Here is a 14,310-nt window from a genome sequence, read left to right as displayed (position 1 = left end):
GTTATAGCCGCTAGCAGCAAGGCGTTTAGCTGCTCATTCGGGCTAGGCCAACGGGGCTGGCGTAGCGGCTGCTCCCCCCGAAGCTCCAGGTGCTTAGGTCGGCTGCGCCGCGCCGGCTGTGGGGGCCGGCCCGTTGGCGGCCCTTGTTTGCGGCGCTGGCTTTCAGCCAGAGCGGCGTGGGCCAGTAGGGTATGCTGGACGTGCTGAGCCTGTAGTGTGGGGTTAAATCGGCGCTCCCGCTGGCGCTCGCGCAGCATCAGGGCGTGGACGTTGGTTTGGTCCTCGGCCCATACCTGTTCCTCGGCCCAATGAGGTGGCCCATTTTCGTAGAAAGCCCGCTGCACGGCCAGCAGCGCCACCGTGCGCTGCCAGTTGCGGGGCCACTGGTCTAGCAGCTCGTCTAGCTCATTACTCGCCGCCAGGTGGGTGGGGTACTCCCACAAATTATAGAGTGTATAAGCCGGCCGGGTGGGGTCACCTCGAAACGTTTTAACCGGGTAACGGTGCTGGCCAAACTGCTTGCGAAACTGCTTTTTCAGGCTTCCTGTCATGCTACAAGATACGCCAAAAAACCCGTTTTAACCCCTTTTAAGGCCATTTTTCAGGTAAATCAGCCCTGCTTACGGCTCCTGATTTTCATGGCCCAAAAATTATTTTTCAATAATTCTTAGATTTTCCGGTCGTTTGCACCACTTCGATACTATTTACCAATGCAGCCACCTTACTGAGCAGTCCTCGGTGAGTCCCAAGGTGGGGGGCTGGAAAAAATAATATATAAGAAAAATAATCATGAAAAATGTTTACTATCAATTCTTTAACCTTCTTAGTCTTTCTCGCGGGCTTATGCGCGGGTATTAATTTCTGGGCGCTTGCCGGCGCAATCGTGCTGGCGTTCCTCACGTCGATAGCTACCGGATGCGGCACCAAAATGGGGGAAGACCTTTGGCTAAAAATCAAGCAGTGGTGCGCTTAGCGCGAAACGAAAGGGGTCCGGCCAATAACCGGACTTCTTTCGTTACTAGCCGCGTGAATAATCCGGTTTTATAATGGCTAAGAAGAACGTAACCACGGCCCCGCCCGAAACCGCGCAGCAGCGTGTGTCACGGCTTATGAAGGCCAATAAATCGAAGGGCACCAAACCGGAGCTAATGCTACGTAAAGCCCTGTGGACTGCGGGAGCCAAGGGTTACCGCTTGCACCTGAAGGACATACCAGGTCGGCCAGATGTCAGCTTTCCAGGTAAGAAGCTGGCTGTTTTCGTTCACGGTTGCTTCTGGCATCAATGCCCGCACTGTGAGGGGAAGAAGGCCTACCCACGTTCCAACCAAGAATTCTGGCGCGATAAGTTTGCCGAAAACGCGGCCCGCGATACTCGGGTGCGGGAACAATTACGTGACCGGGGGTGGCGTTCGCTTGTGCTTTGGGAATGTGAGGTGCGCCGTGACGCCGCCGCGTGCGCGGGGCGAGTAAGGGAGGAATTAGGCGTTGGGGAGTAGGCGCGGCAGTTGTAAATCCTACCTTTGGTTTACTAAATGCCCTACGTTATGAAAGCTCTTGAACTCTTCGCTGGTGGCGGAGGCCTCGCTATGGCACTCAGCCAGACTGGATTTGAAACCGCCCATGTGGTAGAGTGGGACCAATGGGCTTGCCGGACTCTTAGCCAAAATCGTAAATTATTGAAGTGCCGGCATAAAGGAGAAATTGAGCCCACCGACGTGCGGGCCATGCGTTTCACCGATTTTGAGGGCAAGGTTGACCTAGTAACCGGCGGGCCTCCCTGCCAACCGTTTTCCCTCGGGGGTAAACACCAAGCCTATGATGATAAGCGGGATATGTTCCCGCAGGCTATCCGAGCCCTACGGGAAGCGCGGCCCAAAGCCTTCATGTTTGAAAACGTGCGCGGGCTCACCCGCGCCGCCTTCCGCTACTACCTCGAATACATTCAGCACCAGCTCGCTTACCCCGGCATTGAAAAGCGGGAGGGCGAAGAATGGACCGACCACCGCCGCCGGCTGGAACAGCACCATACCGCGCACCATGAAACCGGCCTAGAGTACCGGGTCGTCTCGCGGGTCGTAAACGCGGCTGACTACGGTGTTCCCCAGCGCCGGGAACGTCTCATTATCGTTGGAATTCGGGCGGACCTGAACCTAGAATGGCATTTCCCTGAGCCTACGCATAGCCTGGATGCCCTAGTCAACGCCCAGTGGCACGGCGGTTCTTACTGGGAGCGGCACGGAGTAAATCCGCGCACTGAGTTGCTAACCGTTCCAGGCGTGCGAACGGCATTGTCTCGGCTGGACTTGGACAACCGATTGCCGTGGCTAACGACTCGGGACGCCATTGCCGATTTACAGGGTACGGTCAGCACTAAGCTTACCAATCATGAATTCCGTGGCGGGGCTCGCTCATACCCTGGCCATACGGGGAGCGATTTGGATTTGCCATCCAAGACGCTAAAAGCGGGCGTGCACGGTGTTCCTGGTGGGGAAAATATGTTCGTAAAGGACGACGGCACGGTGCGATACTTCACGGCTCGTGAAGCTGCTCGTATTCAGACCTTTCCCGATAAATACGTATTCTCTGGCGCGTGGGGAGAAGCGATGCGTCAGATTGGCAACGCGGTCCCGGTGCAACTCGCTGCGGTCGTTACTGGCCAGTTATTCAGGGACCTATCTGCGGCAAAGGCTTAAATGGACTTAGAAGCTTACAATCCACTTGATATCCCTAACCTGGGCAAAAGCTTGACGGAGGCCTTTTTAGATAGGCCCCTGCAACCCCTACCCACTCATACGTTCAAAGGAGCGGGCATCTACGGCCTTTACTACTTGGCGCCAGAAGGGGAAGGGCATGAATTCTACCGTCGCGAGATGCGTGGTAAGGTGCCTATCTATGTGGGCAAAGCAATGTCGGCGGGGTCCCCCAACACGCTCTACCAGCGCCTGGGGGACCATCGCAAGTCCATCGAGGCGGCCCCGAACCTACGAATTGAGGATTTTCAATGCCGCTTTCTCCTGGTTGATGATGTTTGGATTCCTTTGGGTGAACAACTGCTCATTGACAAGTTCAATCCCCTTTGGAATAAGAAAATCAAAGGATTTGGCAATAAGACGCTAGGTGATAAGCGCGAGTCACAAAAACCCGCGCCGTGGGACTTAATACACCCTGGCCGCCAGCGTAGTACCAATCCTACGACGGAAGCCGAACGAGAGAAGCTATTGGAAATGCTGAAAAAATACCTCGACTCACTTAGCGACGAGGACTAAATCATTTCCCTTTTTCATCATGCGTGCTTTGCTCTACCAACCTAGCCAGCTCCCAAAACCAGTTTCAGCAGCTGGTTTCACCCTACCGGATGAAATAACGGGTTTCGTCAGCGGGGCCGATGGCGCGGCCGCAATGTTGGACTGCGCGCCTAGCTTGGTAGATGTGCTGGCCTCGGGGCGTGATTATGTAGCTTTTTCCGTGTTCGACCATGAAGGCGAACCCAATTTGGAAGCAATGCGGGTGCTAAGTGACTTAATCGGAACAGCATTTGACGAGGCCAATGACGATGAGCTATTACGCGGCCCAATTCTGCTTGTAACGCGCTAGTATTTAACTACATTTCCATTCCTCGGCTCCGCGTGCGCTCAGGTAGTTGGACGCGTTTTAGCGGGAGCGGATGGCACTACTCGGCACGCTCTTAATGCTGCTTTAGGGCGAACTCCTGGGAAGGGGGTTTGCCGCACGACTTGGTGCTAGCTGCTCGTGAATGGCCTGCACGCTCACTTCTTACCGCCCGCCGTAGCCCAAGCCCTGGCTTTTGCCGGGGGTACGGGCCTGCTCCCGCTGGGCGTCCTGCTGACCGGGAGCCTGGCGCTGCGCCCGGTCGGCCTCCTTCTCCTGCACCTGGTAGCCGGGCTGTTTGGCGGCCCAATCCAGCGCGAAACTAATTTCCTTCACCTCGCGGCGCGGCTGCTCCACACTATACTGCACAGTTAGGTCGATTACTCTATTTCCTTGGGCATCAACGGTAGTACTTGCTGACACGGTGGCGCCTTTACTCGTCAAGCTGCGCTGCAAAGCGTCAGCGCGGCCGGTAGCTTGACGGTCCCCCACCGGCTCCTGCACGCGCACCACTAGTTGCCGTTCGGCCTCGCGCTTGGCCGCGTACTCTGCTAGGGTCAGGCCCGCCTTCTCCGGCTGATAATAGGTGCGGGCGTCAAAACCGATGGCCGGGACCGGCCGGTCCGCCGCTTTCGCAGCGCGGGCAAAGGCCAGCAAGTCCGGCTGTAACAGGTCGGGCAAAGGCCGGTCTTTCTCGGTCAAAAACTTCAATTTTTCCTCAGCGGCCCGCGACGACGCATTTTTTCCCCAAAAGCCGCCTTTCGCCTGCTCCTGCAACGCGGCTTGCTGGCCGTAGCTATCGGCCCACTGTTTCGCGTGCGTGGCCTGCGCCGCCACCTGACGGTCTAACTCGGCCCGAAGCGTCGCCGTGCTAGGGGTCCCCTTCATCGCCTTCACTACGTCCTGTATCCCTTCCTCATTCGGCTTTGCCTTGAGGTGCTGGCTGTACGAGTCGATAATCTTGTTATAAGCTTGAACAGGAGCGTTTTGCTGGGCTAAGTCAGCCGTATATTTCTGGTACTCTGCCTGCCACTTGCGCTCGACGGCCGGTAGCGCGGGCACTTTGGCCGCCTCTGCGGCCTGGCGGTCGGCCTCCTGGCGCTGGGCCACCTGGGCAGCTTGCCGCGCTGCTTCCTGCTGCTGGGCTACCTGCGCGGCCTGGCGCTCGGCGGCTTGCCGGTGGGCCAGCTGCACGGCCACTTGCCGCAGTTCCTGCTCGGCCTGCTGGCGCACCTGGTTCGCGGCCAACTGCTTGTCGAGGCCCGCCAAACTGTACTCCCGCGCCACGGCGGAGCCTTTGAAGGCGTGCCCGTCCTTCTCGAAGCCAATGCCGACGACGGTGCCGGCCTTCGTGACGTATTCTCGAACGGTAATCTTCTCTGCGCGCAACGTAGCCAGCAGCGCCGGCCGGTCCGTAGCCGTGGCCAGCGCCTGGTGCAGCGCCGCTTTGACCTCGTGCCGGGCTTTGTCGGCCCCTTCCAACTGCTGGGGGTGCTGCTTCTCGACGCGCAGCCCCTGGGGCGGGGTCAGTTCGTACCGCTGAATCAGTTTGGCCAGCGCCTCTTTCGACCGCAAAAAACTGTTACTGTCGCTAATCGTGTGCCCGTCGTCCGCTACCCGATTGGCAATGATGTGGACGTGCTCGTGACCGGGGCGGTCGCGGTGCCGGATGATGGCGTACTGCGTCCCGGTTAGCTTCATCTCCTGCATGTAGTCCTCGGCAATCGCCCGCATCTTCTCGTCCGTGAGCTTGGCCGCGTCGTCGGGGTTAAAGCTGAGCGAGGTATGCCACACGGCCTTGCCCAACTCGGGGTGCAGCTGCCGGCCCAAATTGAAGTCGGCTATCATGTGGGCCACGGTGTCCGTGCGCACGCCAGCCGAGCCCAGCAGCTCCGCTTGCTTGTCGGCTTCCTGGCCTTTGTGGCCCTCCACCAGATAGCGTGCCAGCCCCCCGAAGCTGCGGCCGATGACGGTCCGGCTAATCATCGCTGCCCGCCGTGCCGGTGTAGGTATTGAGCAAGGCGCTGAGCTGCGCGGCGGCCTGCGTCACCTGATTGGCCACCGCGCCGAACCCGTCCTGGTGCCCGCGCTTGGCCAGCTGATTCAAGTTGGTAGTCATGCCTGCGAGTTGCCGTAACAGCCCAAATTGCTCGGGCGTAAGCCCCTTCCGCTGGGGCCTAGTCAACGACCGAACGACTACTGCCAACGGCCGACCGCTCGCTTTGGCCATGTCCTTTAACTCCGCATAGGTGCCTTCGGTAACGCGCAGAACAATCCGCTTCGTCCGCTTTTCAGCGTCGGGAATTTCCTTGCGCCCACCTTTGGACTTGCCAACTCGGGGGCGCTTGGGGGCGGGAACTAGGGGCGCTTCGGGGTCCATGCGATAGGTCTTTTTGCGACGATAGGAGCAAAAAGCAAGACGTTGATAGGCACTATCAACACGTCTTGCTCCGTCCTAATAGAACATACGGAACAGGGGACAATAGGGATGCGGTTGCACTAGGGCTAAAGCTACCATTCCCCACTGCCCCTAACGACTGGTTTACTCTAGCTAATTAGCTAATCAGTGTAAAAGCTTTAGCTGTTTAGCTTTTTATTTATGAAGCTCAGCATTTTTTTAATTGCAGCTTTTTAGCTTAACAAGTGAATAAGTATAAAGCTACAAAAGGGAAAAATATTGTGGCTAAACTTGTTGTATTGTACTCTCGTTCAAAGCTAAAAATAGTTCCCCCTTTATCACCCTTTACCTTACTCTCATGGCTGACAAAACACCCAATCCAGAACTAGTTGATTTTCTCCAAAACATCAACCAAGAGCACCCGAATACTTTCCCACCAGCTGACTTGGCCCCCGTAGCTCCTGGCCAGCAACTGCCCGCTTTGGCTCCTTTTGTAGCTCCTGTGGCACCCGAATCCCCCGAACTAATTCCCAGCACCTCGGCGGCTCCTGCGTCGCCTCAGCTGCGCCCGTTGGCCTATTTCACCACGCCCGCCCAGCAGGTCACCAAAAAGCAAAGTGTGTACCTACCCGTCGAGCTGCACCGTGCCCTGGCCACCGTCGTGAACCTGCCCGGCGTTGAGGTGAGCCTGACGGACCTACTGGCCAACATCGTGCAGGCCTGGCGCGACGACCACCGGGCCGAAGTGCGCAAGCGCTACCGTGAGGGGGAGAAAGGTATTTAGCCGAATTAGCGAGCACAAAGCCGTACAAATAAGCCCAACAATTGCGTTTTATACTGTTGATTACCAATAATATACAGTTTATAAAATGCGCGCAAGTTACTGGCTTCTAGGGCTTTGTTGTTTTTGTTTGGGCTGCGCCTGGGGTGCCGTTCCGAAGTTATCCACACTCTAAAAGCCTTTTTTTAGCGATAACACAATTGTGTATTTTCTATTTGTAAACCTATTTGTTATTTGAGGGGCTCAGAAGCTGCTCATAAACAACTAGTTACAAGGCCTAATCCGAACAGATTATAAGTGAACCCGAACAGATTATAAGTGAACCCGAACAGATTATAAGCGAAAATGGGGTCTAACCCGAACAGATTATAAGTGAAAGGCGAACAGATTATAAGTGAATCCGAACAACTTTAGAGAAGTGTTTTTTATTACTGTTCGTTTTCGTTAGTTTTGCTCTTGTTATCAAGCTGCTAGCTATGAATTCCGACCTAGAAGTACGCCAGCACAATGCGCTGACAAACGCCCGTTATGAATACACGGAAACGCAGTCCAATATCTTCTTGGTCTTGCTCTCCAAGCTACGGAAAGATGCTCCTGACGCTGTGTATCAGATAACGGTCCCCGAGATGGAAGAAGTAACTGGTAACAAATACAATTACAAACAGTTACGCGAATCCACAAAGGAAATGATGGGCCGTGTGCACGAAATAAATACCCTGCACAACGGGCGTGAAGTCTTCCGGCAGCTCGTCTTATTCAAGCGGATTGATTATATCCTGGGAACGGGGGTTATTGAGCTGGAATTCAATGAGTATGCCACCCAATACTTATTCGACCTCAAAAACAACTTCACCTCGTTTCAGGTGCAGGCAGCCCTAAGCCTGACCAGCAAACACGCCAAGCGGATTTACATCATTTGCAGTCAATGGAAAGACAAGGGCGAAACCAAGAAAACGGCTATCATCGAGCTAAAGCGAACCCTGGGCCTGGCTGATAGCAAGGGCCGTGAAGAATACACGGAAATTTCAATGTTTAAGCGGAATGTGCTTGACGTGGCCGTGAAGCAAATCAATGAAAAAACGGATTTGCTGATTGGTTACAAGTTGGAAAAAGTGGGCAGAGGCTTCAAAAACATTGTTTTCACGGTCAAGCCGCAAGCCGTAGCCCTGCCGTTGTCGTTTGGAGTGCTGCCAGATGAAGCCCCCGGCTTAGGCTCGCACCAAGTCGATAATGTTCGCCGCCTGCTCAGTCAGCTTAGCATAGTCACGCCTGAACTGGTAGACCAGATTCTAGCCAGCCCCGCGCATATTGCGGCCTGCAATAAGTTCGCCCATGAGCTGAAAACGGGCAAACACGCCAAAGCGCACTCGCTCGCGGGCTTGCTGCTTACAATTCTGGGGCTGAAAAAGGCCAGCAGCGGCCCGCTGTTTGACAAACCCGCCAAAACGCGCTAGGCATGGGCTCGGAATCATCCTACCCCCTGCACCCTCCCCTACTGACTGCGGCCGACTTTACGGCCGCTTACGGGCAGCTTTTCATTCTGCTTGCTGAACGGCCCCTAGATGTGCCGCGCCTGCAAGCTCTATGGACCGCGATGGACGCCTACACGGTGCGTGTGCCTTGCCCTACCTGGCCCCTGGTGCTCGTGGATGCCGACGGTACCCGCCGACCGCTGGCCACGTTGCCCCAAATGCTGTTGCGGCTCTCCCTGGATGGAATGCCTGAGAACTAGCAGCGCCTGGTTACTTCCCAAACACCCGTTGCCAGAATCCCTTGCGGGCGGGCTCGTTCATGCGGGCGGCAATCCCTTCGACTAGCTGGGTCAGCTGCTCCACCTGCACCTGCAAATCGCGGGGGCTGGCCACGGCTTGGCCGGCGGCCTCGGCCTGGCTGAGTTGGCCCTGAGCAAAGCCGCGTACCTCGTCGTTCAGGTACTGCCCCAACGTTTTGCCGGCGCGCTCGGCTGCCTTCTCAATCATGGCCCGCGTTTCGCGCTCTACCCCGCGCACGGACCAGGTAACGGCCGTGTTGCTAGCCGGCTTCGGGGGCCGGCCGCTCTTTTTTGCTGTCTTACTTTCTGTAAGACGCTCCCCCTCAGCATTTTCACCCGCTGTCTTACTAGTATTAGTTTCAGTAAGACCAGATTCAGCCGTTTCTACTTCGTTTTCTGGCGTTGTGGGGGCTTCTTCGGGGCCTGTCTTACTCGCTGGGGTTTCCGTCGTACCGGGTTCGGGCTGCATAGCGGGGCGTCTTACACAATGTAAGACGCATAGTTAAGCAGGATTTTGGTGTTTTACACCCTGTCTTACCGCTGCTCACGACCTGCGCCTTGCTCTCCGATTAACCGCAACGCCCGGCTCTGGTCCTCGGGCCGGTTGATGAGCTGCGCGGTTTGGGTCGCCCCCGCCACGTCGCCCAAACGTAGCTGGGCCTCCACCACGTCCCCCAAATAGTAGGACCGGAAGTAGCCGTTTTTCATGTCCCCCTCGCTGAACCCCTCGGCCCGCACCCGCGCCTGCTCCAACGTGCGGCGGGCGGCTTCGGGGTCGCCGGTCTGCTGCTGGGCCTCCGCAATCTGTTTCATCAGGCCCACGTACCCGAACCCGGTCACGGTGGCCGCCAGCCACTGCGGCCCGGCCACGTCGCCCCGTTGTAAGAGTACCTGGATTACGGTGGCCAGCACCTCGCCTTTGGTGTCGGCGTAGCGTAGCCCCTGCGCCGTGGCTACTGCCCCTAGCAGGTCGTCGGCCTGCACCTGGGCCTGGGCCACTTCTTTCACGGCCTCGTCCCGGTACGGGCTTCCGACCAGCCCCACCAGCCGCAGCGCCTCGGGCAGGTTGCCGGCGCGCAATTGCGCTTGCATCTGTTCGTAGCGAGTAAGCGCCGCCTGCCGGTCGGCTTCCTCGGCGCGCTGCTCGGCTTCAGTCGGTTTTGGAAAGGTCAGCATGGGCTATTTCTTGGGCTAGGGTAAACAGGATTTTAGGGGCAGTGGGGAAGTACAATCTTTTCCCTCTTATTCTAGGTTTTGTCCCTTAACATAATACCAGTTATATCCTCACTCTTGAAATATGTGTAGCATCGCACATATTCCGAACAGTGTTTTTTTATGTCACTTTTCCTAGATAGGCCCTGCTATACCAAGCTCAACTACCATTCCATGTACCACTTAAGCTTCCCTACAGTTTGTTAATCTCATTAGCTAGTACTACAATCAGTAGCAATGTACTATCTTGCACCTTCACATCGAGATGGTTACCAAGTAGCCACTTAGAGTATTATCATCTAACCAGTCTTCAGCCTCATGGCAATCTTAAGTGTCACCTCGAATAACCGAAAGAGCATCTTTATTGGTAGCAGCAGCGAAGGTCTAGCAGTAGCTAAAGCTGTCAAATCCAACTTTGACCATACTGCTGATGTGGACATCTGGACAGAAAACATATTTTCTGTAAATAGAAGCACATTAGACAGCCTTATAAATAGAGCATCATTTTATGATTACGCAATATTTATTCTCACTCCTGATGATGAAGCAACTATTAGAAGAAAAAAGAAAAAGGTCGCCAGAGATAATGTCATTTTTGAGTTTGGTCTTTTTCTTGGTTCTGTAGGTCTTAATAGAGCCTTTATCATAAAGGAAGAATCAGTTTATACCTTCTCAGATTTTCAAGGCATCACTATACCTACTTACAGACATCGAGAAAATTTAGTAGCTGCTGTTGGTGATGCTTGTACTCAAATAGAAAGAGAAATTGGAGTTTCTGAAAAATTATACAACTTTTCGCAACTACCATCTACTTCATTAGCTATAGGGTATTATTTAAACTTTTTATCTAAAGTTAAAGAGGCTTTTACTACAATCAGCGAATTTGAAGTAGTAGAAAAAAACTCTACAGGTGATGTGATAAGTAGCAAAAAGATGCAGGTAACAGACCGTTATCCATCAATAACTGTTTTGCTTCCTCAAAAACTTTCTGAATTGCAGCCAGCAATTTTAAAAAGAAAAACACATAATCTTAAACAAATTATAGTAAACTCTACATACAGACCATTTCCATTTTATATCGAAGGCGATATTAATGAAAATACTTTTAATTTTTTTGACATACCAACTACTTTGCTATCATCTCACGAAATGATTGGCAAAATATTCACTCCGGAATTTCTGGCGAGAGATAATAATTCTGATAGAATTCAAAGAAGAGAGATAGCTAATTTTGAAAAAACATTAAGGATATTAGTCCCTGATGATGTAGAAGATAAATTTATAAAATTTAGCATTCTTAAATAACCCTTAAGCAACTGTAATCACATGGCAAATTGTCACGATTTATTTCAAACGTTCGATGGAGACATCTCTATTGACGTAAACAAAAAGAAGCGAATTAACTCTTCTAAGGCATCACTGCGAGAAAGGATTCGCAAATGGTTTAAAGATAACCATTCTGATTACGTCCCGAAATTTTATATTCAGGGCTCCATGAAAATGAAGTCTGCAATTAGAACTAAGGATGATATATGCGACCTCGATGATGGCGTATATTTTTTCCGTGAACCTGGCGTAGGACCAACAATACTACAAGAGTGGGTTTGGACCGCGGTGAATGGCTATACAAGTACCGCAGCTCAACACAGAAAGAAGTGCATTAGAACAGTCTTCGCAGGAGACTACGAGGTAGACCACCCTGTTTACTACAAAGGCGCAGGCAAAGATTATCAGCTGGCTATGAAGAATATCGGCTGGCGAGCTGATGACCCGAAAGCAATGGTGGATTGGTTTGTTGGTAAAAAAGATAAAGAAGGGCGACTCATACGGGTGGTCAAGTATTTGAAAGCTTGGTGTGATAACAAGAGAAACAATATGCCCAGCGGTTTAGCTATGACAATTCTATCATCTAACTCGCTAAGCAAAATTGTTTTGAATGAAAGAGATGATATTAGCTTGAGAGATATATTGAGCGAAATTAAGAAAACACTTGATATAAGCTTTCAATGCTTCGTTCCTGTTACGCCAAATGATAATTTATTTTCTGACTATACTCAAGTTAGAAAAGATAATTTTATAAATGCTCTAAATAATTTTCTTGATGACGCCAACAAGGCAATAAAGGAGGAAAATCAGTTAAATGCTAGTAAGTTATGGATAAAGCATTTGGGCGATAGATTTCCAAAAGGTGAAGATAAGTCAGATGATTCTAAGACAAAATCTTCTATTGCGGCCGGAGCTGCCTCATCTGTTCCCTGGATGAATGAATAGTGGTTTGGATTTATTTCGTCTAGAAGCTTTAAACGCAAAGGGTCTTCTTTTAGAACTATACGGCTTAGTTCTAAAAGAAGACCCTTTGCGTTTAGACGGTTCTATCCCTTTAATTGATGAAGAAGGTAATATAATTGACAGGTACGAGATAAGCATCGTTCCATCAGATGATTACCCTAATAGCTTTCCTTATGTTTACGAAATAGCAGATAGACTACCGAATAATATAGATTGGCACATCTATCCTGACGGACACTTTTGCATCAAAGCGCTTCCGGAAGAAAAGCTTATATGCATAAGCGGTATCTCTTTATTATCGTTTATAAAGGACCAGATTTTACCTTATTTATTTAATCAAAATTTCAGAGAAAAATTTGGTTATTTTTTAAGAGAGCGGTCACATGGAACAGAAGGAAATTTAGAATTCTTTAAGGACACATTTAAAACTAATGATTTATTAAAAATAAGAAATTATTTAGCATTTATTCTAAAAAGAAGAAAGCCAAATAGAGTTGAATTATGTTTTTGCGGAAGCGGAGTCAAATACAGAAAATGCCATAGGGATGCCTACCAAGTATTAAGCCCTCTTTCTGATATTACTATTGCTACCTATATAAAAATTATTGACTCTTACAAATAATCAAGGTTCAGTAGTCAGCACCTTGTCTATAAGTCTGCAAAAAACTCCGCTAAGCTCAGTTTGTGAATATCAAGCAGCCGTAGTAAGCTATTCATCGTCAAGTTACTGCCCTGCTCGTGCCGGCCGTAGCCTACGCGGGGCAACTCGTGGTCGAACGCAAACGCCTCGTAGGAAGAGTAGCCCTTGGCCACCCGGAGCTGCTTCAGTTTCTGCGCAATCTGCTTTAAGCGGGGGTCAGGCCGCGTGACTTCCTCCGTCATGATGGCCGCAAGGTGCGGGCCAAGACTATTAAATGTAACCTATCAAAAGAAACAGCTTATTTTAAACATACTATAGTATGTTTGCGCGCCCGTTCTTTAACCGGGCGCTGGCGATGACGATTTGTGAGTGCTGCGGCCGGGTGCACCAGGCCACCGAGATTGACCGCCGCTTTTGCTCGCTAATGTGCCGCAACCAGTACGACGAACGGCCCATCTTCTACCAACCCGCGGCGCTACTAGAAGCGCAACGCCAACAAGGACAGCTGCTCCGGTCTTATGTGAGTACCATCCTGAAAGCGGCCGGGCAATTTTTGCACCAGGCCGAGACGCTCACGCCTGAGCAGCAATTAGCGAATCAACACGCCTGGCTTACTACTATCGCGGCCCAGGAAAAGCAGATACTATCGCTCAGCGACGTTTTTGCGGTGGACGTGCCCTATACGCCTCCACCAACTGCTGAATAGCCGTACTACTTGTTTGACTATTCGACCTACGTGGTCTGCCGCTGCTTAGCCTCCGCCCACGAAATAGGGGCCGCTGGCGCTACTGCCTGCCCCGCTACGGAAAGCAAAACCAACTGCCTAGCCTCGGTCTGCTCGTAGAGCTGGCCACTGCCGGGATACTCGACCACCAGCCGGTCTTGTTCGTCCCGGTAGGTAATGTAGGAGTTGTGCGCTGCTGCCTCCCGCCGTATCTGCGTCTGGATTTGCTGCTGAAACTCGGGGTTAGTCAGCAAGGCACTAAGATTTGCTAGTTTACTCATGGCTAATAAGTTGATTAATTATGTTGACGGTGCGTAAGCTGCGGGCTAGTCCAATCCAGCCAGCGGCGCACGGTGCCGCAGTCGGTGCATTCCATCAGCAATTCGGTAGCTACTGGCTGCACCTCCACTACCTCCCGGTGGGCGTGGGAGGTCGGCTCGGCGCAGCTGCGACAAAACAGCCACTCCGTAGCGGCTAGGAAGTCCTCTAAAAATTGCAGTTCCTCGGGCGGCATTGGGCGTTAATTCAACTCTGGGGGTGGGAGTAGCCCCAGCCAGTAGGCCGGCTGGTCGTCGGTGGCCAGCTGGGCTTGACTGGTGGCCAGGTCCGTGCGGGGCGCGGTGGCTAGGGGCAGCTCGCCCCCGCCCGTACAGTCGGGGCACTGCCCCCCCTGCTCGTCTTCTCCGGAACCACCGCACTCGGGGCAGCTCTGGGTAGGGTAGTTTTTCAGGTATTCTTTGGGGTAAGCCGGCATCTTTTAGCAGGAGCTATTTTGCAATTGCAAACGTTAAACACACGTAGAAGAAGCAGTTATAGCCGCTAGCAGCAAGGCGTTTAGCTGCTCATTCGGGCTAGGCCAACGGGGCTGGCGTAGCGGCTGCTCCCC

20 protein-coding genes are annotated in these 14,310 nt (G+C 52.5%); 11 read left to right on the top strand and 9 right to left on the bottom strand.

The window, feature by feature from the left end; translation table 11 throughout:
* Positions 1-551: hypothetical protein (locus ACYVGC_RS24690; protein WP_460586515.1), on the bottom strand; the 551-nt coding region annotated here is incomplete at its 3' end.
* A gap of 495 nt (positions 552-1,046) precedes the next feature.
* Between ACYVGC_RS24690 and ACYVGC_RS24685 the strand changes: the two genes are divergently transcribed.
* The 4 genes from ACYVGC_RS24685 to ACYVGC_RS24670 are packed head-to-tail and all read left to right on the top strand — an operon-like array spanning position 1,047 to position 3,594.
* Complete coding sequence (locus ACYVGC_RS24685) at positions 1,047-1,496, top strand: very short patch repair endonuclease (protein ID WP_460586514.1); 450 nt, start codon at positions 1,047-1,049, stop codon at positions 1,494-1,496.
* 48 nt (positions 1,497-1,544) lie between these two features.
* Entirely contained in the window at positions 1,545-2,693 is a 1,149-nt protein-coding gene (locus ACYVGC_RS24680; protein WP_460586513.1) for a DNA cytosine methyltransferase, read from the top strand.
* Positions 2,694-3,266, top strand: coding sequence for a GIY-YIG nuclease family protein (locus tag ACYVGC_RS24675; protein ID WP_460586512.1), 573 nt, complete (start codon positions 2,694-2,696; stop codon positions 3,264-3,266). It begins immediately after the preceding gene.
* A 19-nt stretch (positions 3,267-3,285) separates the two neighbouring features.
* Positions 3,286-3,594 carry a hypothetical protein gene (locus tag ACYVGC_RS24670; RefSeq protein WP_460586511.1) on the top strand — a complete coding sequence of 103 codons (309 nt, stop codon included), beginning with the start codon at positions 3,286-3,288 and terminating at the stop codon, positions 3,592-3,594.
* 180 nt (positions 3,595-3,774) lie between these two features.
* Here the strand turns inward: ACYVGC_RS24670 and ACYVGC_RS24665 are convergent, their stop codons facing one another.
* Together ACYVGC_RS24665 and mobC are read right to left on the bottom strand one after the other, a co-directional pair.
* Complete coding sequence (locus ACYVGC_RS24665; protein WP_460586510.1) at positions 3,775-5,595, bottom strand: relaxase family protein; 1,821 nt, start codon at positions 5,593-5,595, stop codon at positions 3,775-3,777.
* Positions 5,588-5,839: a plasmid mobilization relaxosome protein MobC gene (mobC, locus tag ACYVGC_RS24660; RefSeq protein ID WP_460586516.1), complete on the bottom strand. Its 252-nt coding sequence runs from the start codon at positions 5,837-5,839 to the stop codon at positions 5,588-5,590. Before mobC ends, ACYVGC_RS24665 begins: the two co-directional genes overlap by 8 nt.
* 526 nt (positions 5,840-6,365) lie before the next feature.
* On the opposite strand from mobC, the gene ACYVGC_RS24655 reads away from it, so the two are divergent.
* The 3 genes from ACYVGC_RS24655 to ACYVGC_RS24645 all read left to right on the top strand — a co-directional run bounded on the left by ACYVGC_RS24655 (position 6,366) and on the right by ACYVGC_RS24645 (position 8,520).
* Entirely contained in the window at positions 6,366-6,791 is a 426-nt protein-coding gene (locus ACYVGC_RS24655) for a hypothetical protein (protein WP_460586509.1), read from the top strand.
* Positions 6,792-7,264: 473 nt separating this feature from the next.
* A complete protein-coding gene (locus ACYVGC_RS24650) occupies positions 7,265-8,242 on the top strand; it encodes a replication initiation protein (RefSeq protein ID WP_460586508.1) in 978 nt (325 codons plus the stop codon).
* Positions 8,243-8,244: 2 nt separating this feature from the next.
* Positions 8,245-8,520: a hypothetical protein gene (locus ACYVGC_RS24645; RefSeq protein ID WP_460586507.1), complete on the top strand. Its 276-nt coding sequence runs from the start codon at positions 8,245-8,247 to the stop codon at positions 8,518-8,520.
* A gap of 10 nt (positions 8,521-8,530) precedes the next feature.
* Here ACYVGC_RS24645 and ACYVGC_RS24640 read toward each other — a convergent pair whose 3' ends face one another.
* Together ACYVGC_RS24640 and ACYVGC_RS24635 are read right to left on the bottom strand one after the other, a co-directional pair.
* Entirely contained in the window at positions 8,531-8,797 is a 267-nt protein-coding gene (locus tag ACYVGC_RS24640) for a hypothetical protein (RefSeq protein ID WP_460586506.1), read from the bottom strand.
* Between the two features lie 296 nt (positions 8,798-9,093).
* Complete coding sequence (locus ACYVGC_RS24635) at positions 9,094-9,735, bottom strand: YfgM family protein (RefSeq protein ID WP_460586505.1); 642 nt, start codon at positions 9,733-9,735, stop codon at positions 9,094-9,096.
* A 354-nt stretch (positions 9,736-10,089) separates the two neighbouring features.
* On the opposite strand from ACYVGC_RS24635, the gene ACYVGC_RS24630 reads away from it, so the two are divergent.
* From ACYVGC_RS24630 to ACYVGC_RS24620, 3 genes are read left to right on the top strand one after another with little or no spacing between them, the layout of a single operon-like run.
* Positions 10,090-11,076: a TIR domain-containing protein gene (locus ACYVGC_RS24630; RefSeq protein WP_460586504.1), complete on the top strand. Its 987-nt coding sequence runs from the start codon at positions 10,090-10,092 to the stop codon at positions 11,074-11,076.
* Positions 11,077-11,097: 21 nt separating this feature from the next.
* Positions 11,098-12,042 carry a cyclic GMP-AMP synthase DncV-like nucleotidyltransferase gene (locus ACYVGC_RS24625; RefSeq protein WP_460586503.1) on the top strand — a complete coding sequence of 315 codons (945 nt, stop codon included), beginning with the start codon at positions 11,098-11,100 and terminating at the stop codon, positions 12,040-12,042.
* On the top strand, positions 12,035-12,682 hold the full coding sequence (locus ACYVGC_RS24620) for an SEC-C metal-binding domain-containing protein (protein WP_460586502.1): 648 nt from the start codon (positions 12,035-12,037) through the stop codon (positions 12,680-12,682). The genes ACYVGC_RS24625 and ACYVGC_RS24620 overlap by 8 nt, the downstream gene beginning before the upstream one ends.
* 26 nt (positions 12,683-12,708) lie before the next feature.
* On the opposite strand, the gene ACYVGC_RS24615 is transcribed toward ACYVGC_RS24620, so the two are convergent.
* Complete coding sequence (locus tag ACYVGC_RS24615; protein WP_460586501.1) at positions 12,709-12,942, bottom strand: XRE family transcriptional regulator; 234 nt, start codon at positions 12,940-12,942, stop codon at positions 12,709-12,711.
* A 77-nt stretch (positions 12,943-13,019) separates the two neighbouring features.
* Here ACYVGC_RS24615 and ACYVGC_RS24610 point away from each other — a divergent pair, with 77 nt between their 5' ends.
* Positions 13,020-13,406, top strand: coding sequence for a hypothetical protein (locus tag ACYVGC_RS24610; RefSeq protein ID WP_460586500.1), 387 nt, complete (start codon positions 13,020-13,022; stop codon positions 13,404-13,406).
* A gap of 26 nt (positions 13,407-13,432) precedes the next feature.
* Here ACYVGC_RS24610 and ACYVGC_RS24605 read toward each other — a convergent pair whose 3' ends face one another.
* The 3 genes from ACYVGC_RS24605 to ACYVGC_RS24595 are packed head-to-tail and all read right to left on the bottom strand — an operon-like array spanning position 13,433 to position 14,178.
* Positions 13,433-13,705: a hypothetical protein gene (locus ACYVGC_RS24605; protein WP_460586499.1), complete on the bottom strand. Its 273-nt coding sequence runs from the start codon at positions 13,703-13,705 to the stop codon at positions 13,433-13,435.
* Positions 13,706-13,719: 14 nt separating this feature from the next.
* Positions 13,720-13,938 (bottom strand): hypothetical protein, encoded by a 219-nt coding sequence (locus tag ACYVGC_RS24600; protein WP_460586498.1) that lies wholly within the window; start codon positions 13,936-13,938, stop codon positions 13,720-13,722.
* Positions 13,939-13,944: 6 nt separating this feature from the next.
* Complete coding sequence (locus ACYVGC_RS24595) at positions 13,945-14,178, bottom strand: hypothetical protein (protein WP_460586497.1); 234 nt, start codon at positions 14,176-14,178, stop codon at positions 13,945-13,947.
* Between the last annotated feature and the right edge of the window lie 132 nt (positions 14,179-14,310).

Source organism: Hymenobacter arcticus (assembly GCF_054779975.1).
This window is presented reverse-complemented; position numbering and strand designations above follow the sequence as displayed.

Bases quoted from the DNA above. Each gene is read 5' to 3' on its own strand.
- ACYVGC_RS24685 (WP_460586514.1), top strand. From the start codon at position 1,047: ATGGCTAAGAAGAACGTAACCACGGCCCCGCCCGAAACCGCGCAGCAG.
- ACYVGC_RS24680 (WP_460586513.1), top strand. From the start codon at position 1,545: ATGAAAGCTCTTGAACTCTTCGCTGGTGGCGGAGGCCTCGCTATGGCA.
- ACYVGC_RS24675 (WP_460586512.1), top strand. From the start codon at position 2,694: ATGGACTTAGAAGCTTACAATCCACTTGATATCCCTAACCTGGGCAAA.
- ACYVGC_RS24670 (WP_460586511.1), top strand. From the start codon at position 3,286: ATGCGTGCTTTGCTCTACCAACCTAGCCAGCTCCCAAAACCAGTTTCA.
- ACYVGC_RS24665 (WP_460586510.1), bottom strand. From the start codon at position 5,595: ATGATTAGCCGGACCGTCATCGGCCGCAGCTTCGGGGGGCTGGCACGC.
- mobC (WP_460586516.1), bottom strand. From the start codon at position 5,839: ATGGCCAAAGCGAGCGGTCGGCCGTTGGCAGTAGTCGTTCGGTCGTTG.
- ACYVGC_RS24655 (WP_460586509.1), top strand. From the start codon at position 6,366: ATGGCTGACAAAACACCCAATCCAGAACTAGTTGATTTTCTCCAAAAC.
- ACYVGC_RS24650 (WP_460586508.1), top strand. From the start codon at position 7,265: ATGAATTCCGACCTAGAAGTACGCCAGCACAATGCGCTGACAAACGCC.
- ACYVGC_RS24645 (WP_460586507.1), top strand. From the start codon at position 8,245: ATGGGCTCGGAATCATCCTACCCCCTGCACCCTCCCCTACTGACTGCG.
- ACYVGC_RS24635 (WP_460586505.1), bottom strand. From the start codon at position 9,735: ATGCTGACCTTTCCAAAACCGACTGAAGCCGAGCAGCGCGCCGAGGAA.
- ACYVGC_RS24630 (WP_460586504.1), top strand. From the start codon at position 10,090: ATGGCAATCTTAAGTGTCACCTCGAATAACCGAAAGAGCATCTTTATT.
- ACYVGC_RS24625 (WP_460586503.1), top strand. From the start codon at position 11,098: ATGGCAAATTGTCACGATTTATTTCAAACGTTCGATGGAGACATCTCT.
- ACYVGC_RS24620 (WP_460586502.1), top strand. From the start codon at position 12,035: ATGAATAGTGGTTTGGATTTATTTCGTCTAGAAGCTTTAAACGCAAAG.
- ACYVGC_RS24615 (WP_460586501.1), bottom strand. From the start codon at position 12,942: ATGACGGAGGAAGTCACGCGGCCTGACCCCCGCTTAAAGCAGATTGCG.
- ACYVGC_RS24610 (WP_460586500.1), top strand. From the start codon at position 13,020: ATGTTTGCGCGCCCGTTCTTTAACCGGGCGCTGGCGATGACGATTTGT.
- ACYVGC_RS24605 (WP_460586499.1), bottom strand. From the start codon at position 13,705: ATGAGTAAACTAGCAAATCTTAGTGCCTTGCTGACTAACCCCGAGTTT.
- ACYVGC_RS24600 (WP_460586498.1), bottom strand. From the start codon at position 13,938: ATGCCGCCCGAGGAACTGCAATTTTTAGAGGACTTCCTAGCCGCTACG.
- ACYVGC_RS24595 (WP_460586497.1), bottom strand. From the start codon at position 14,178: ATGCCGGCTTACCCCAAAGAATACCTGAAAAACTACCCTACCCAGAGC.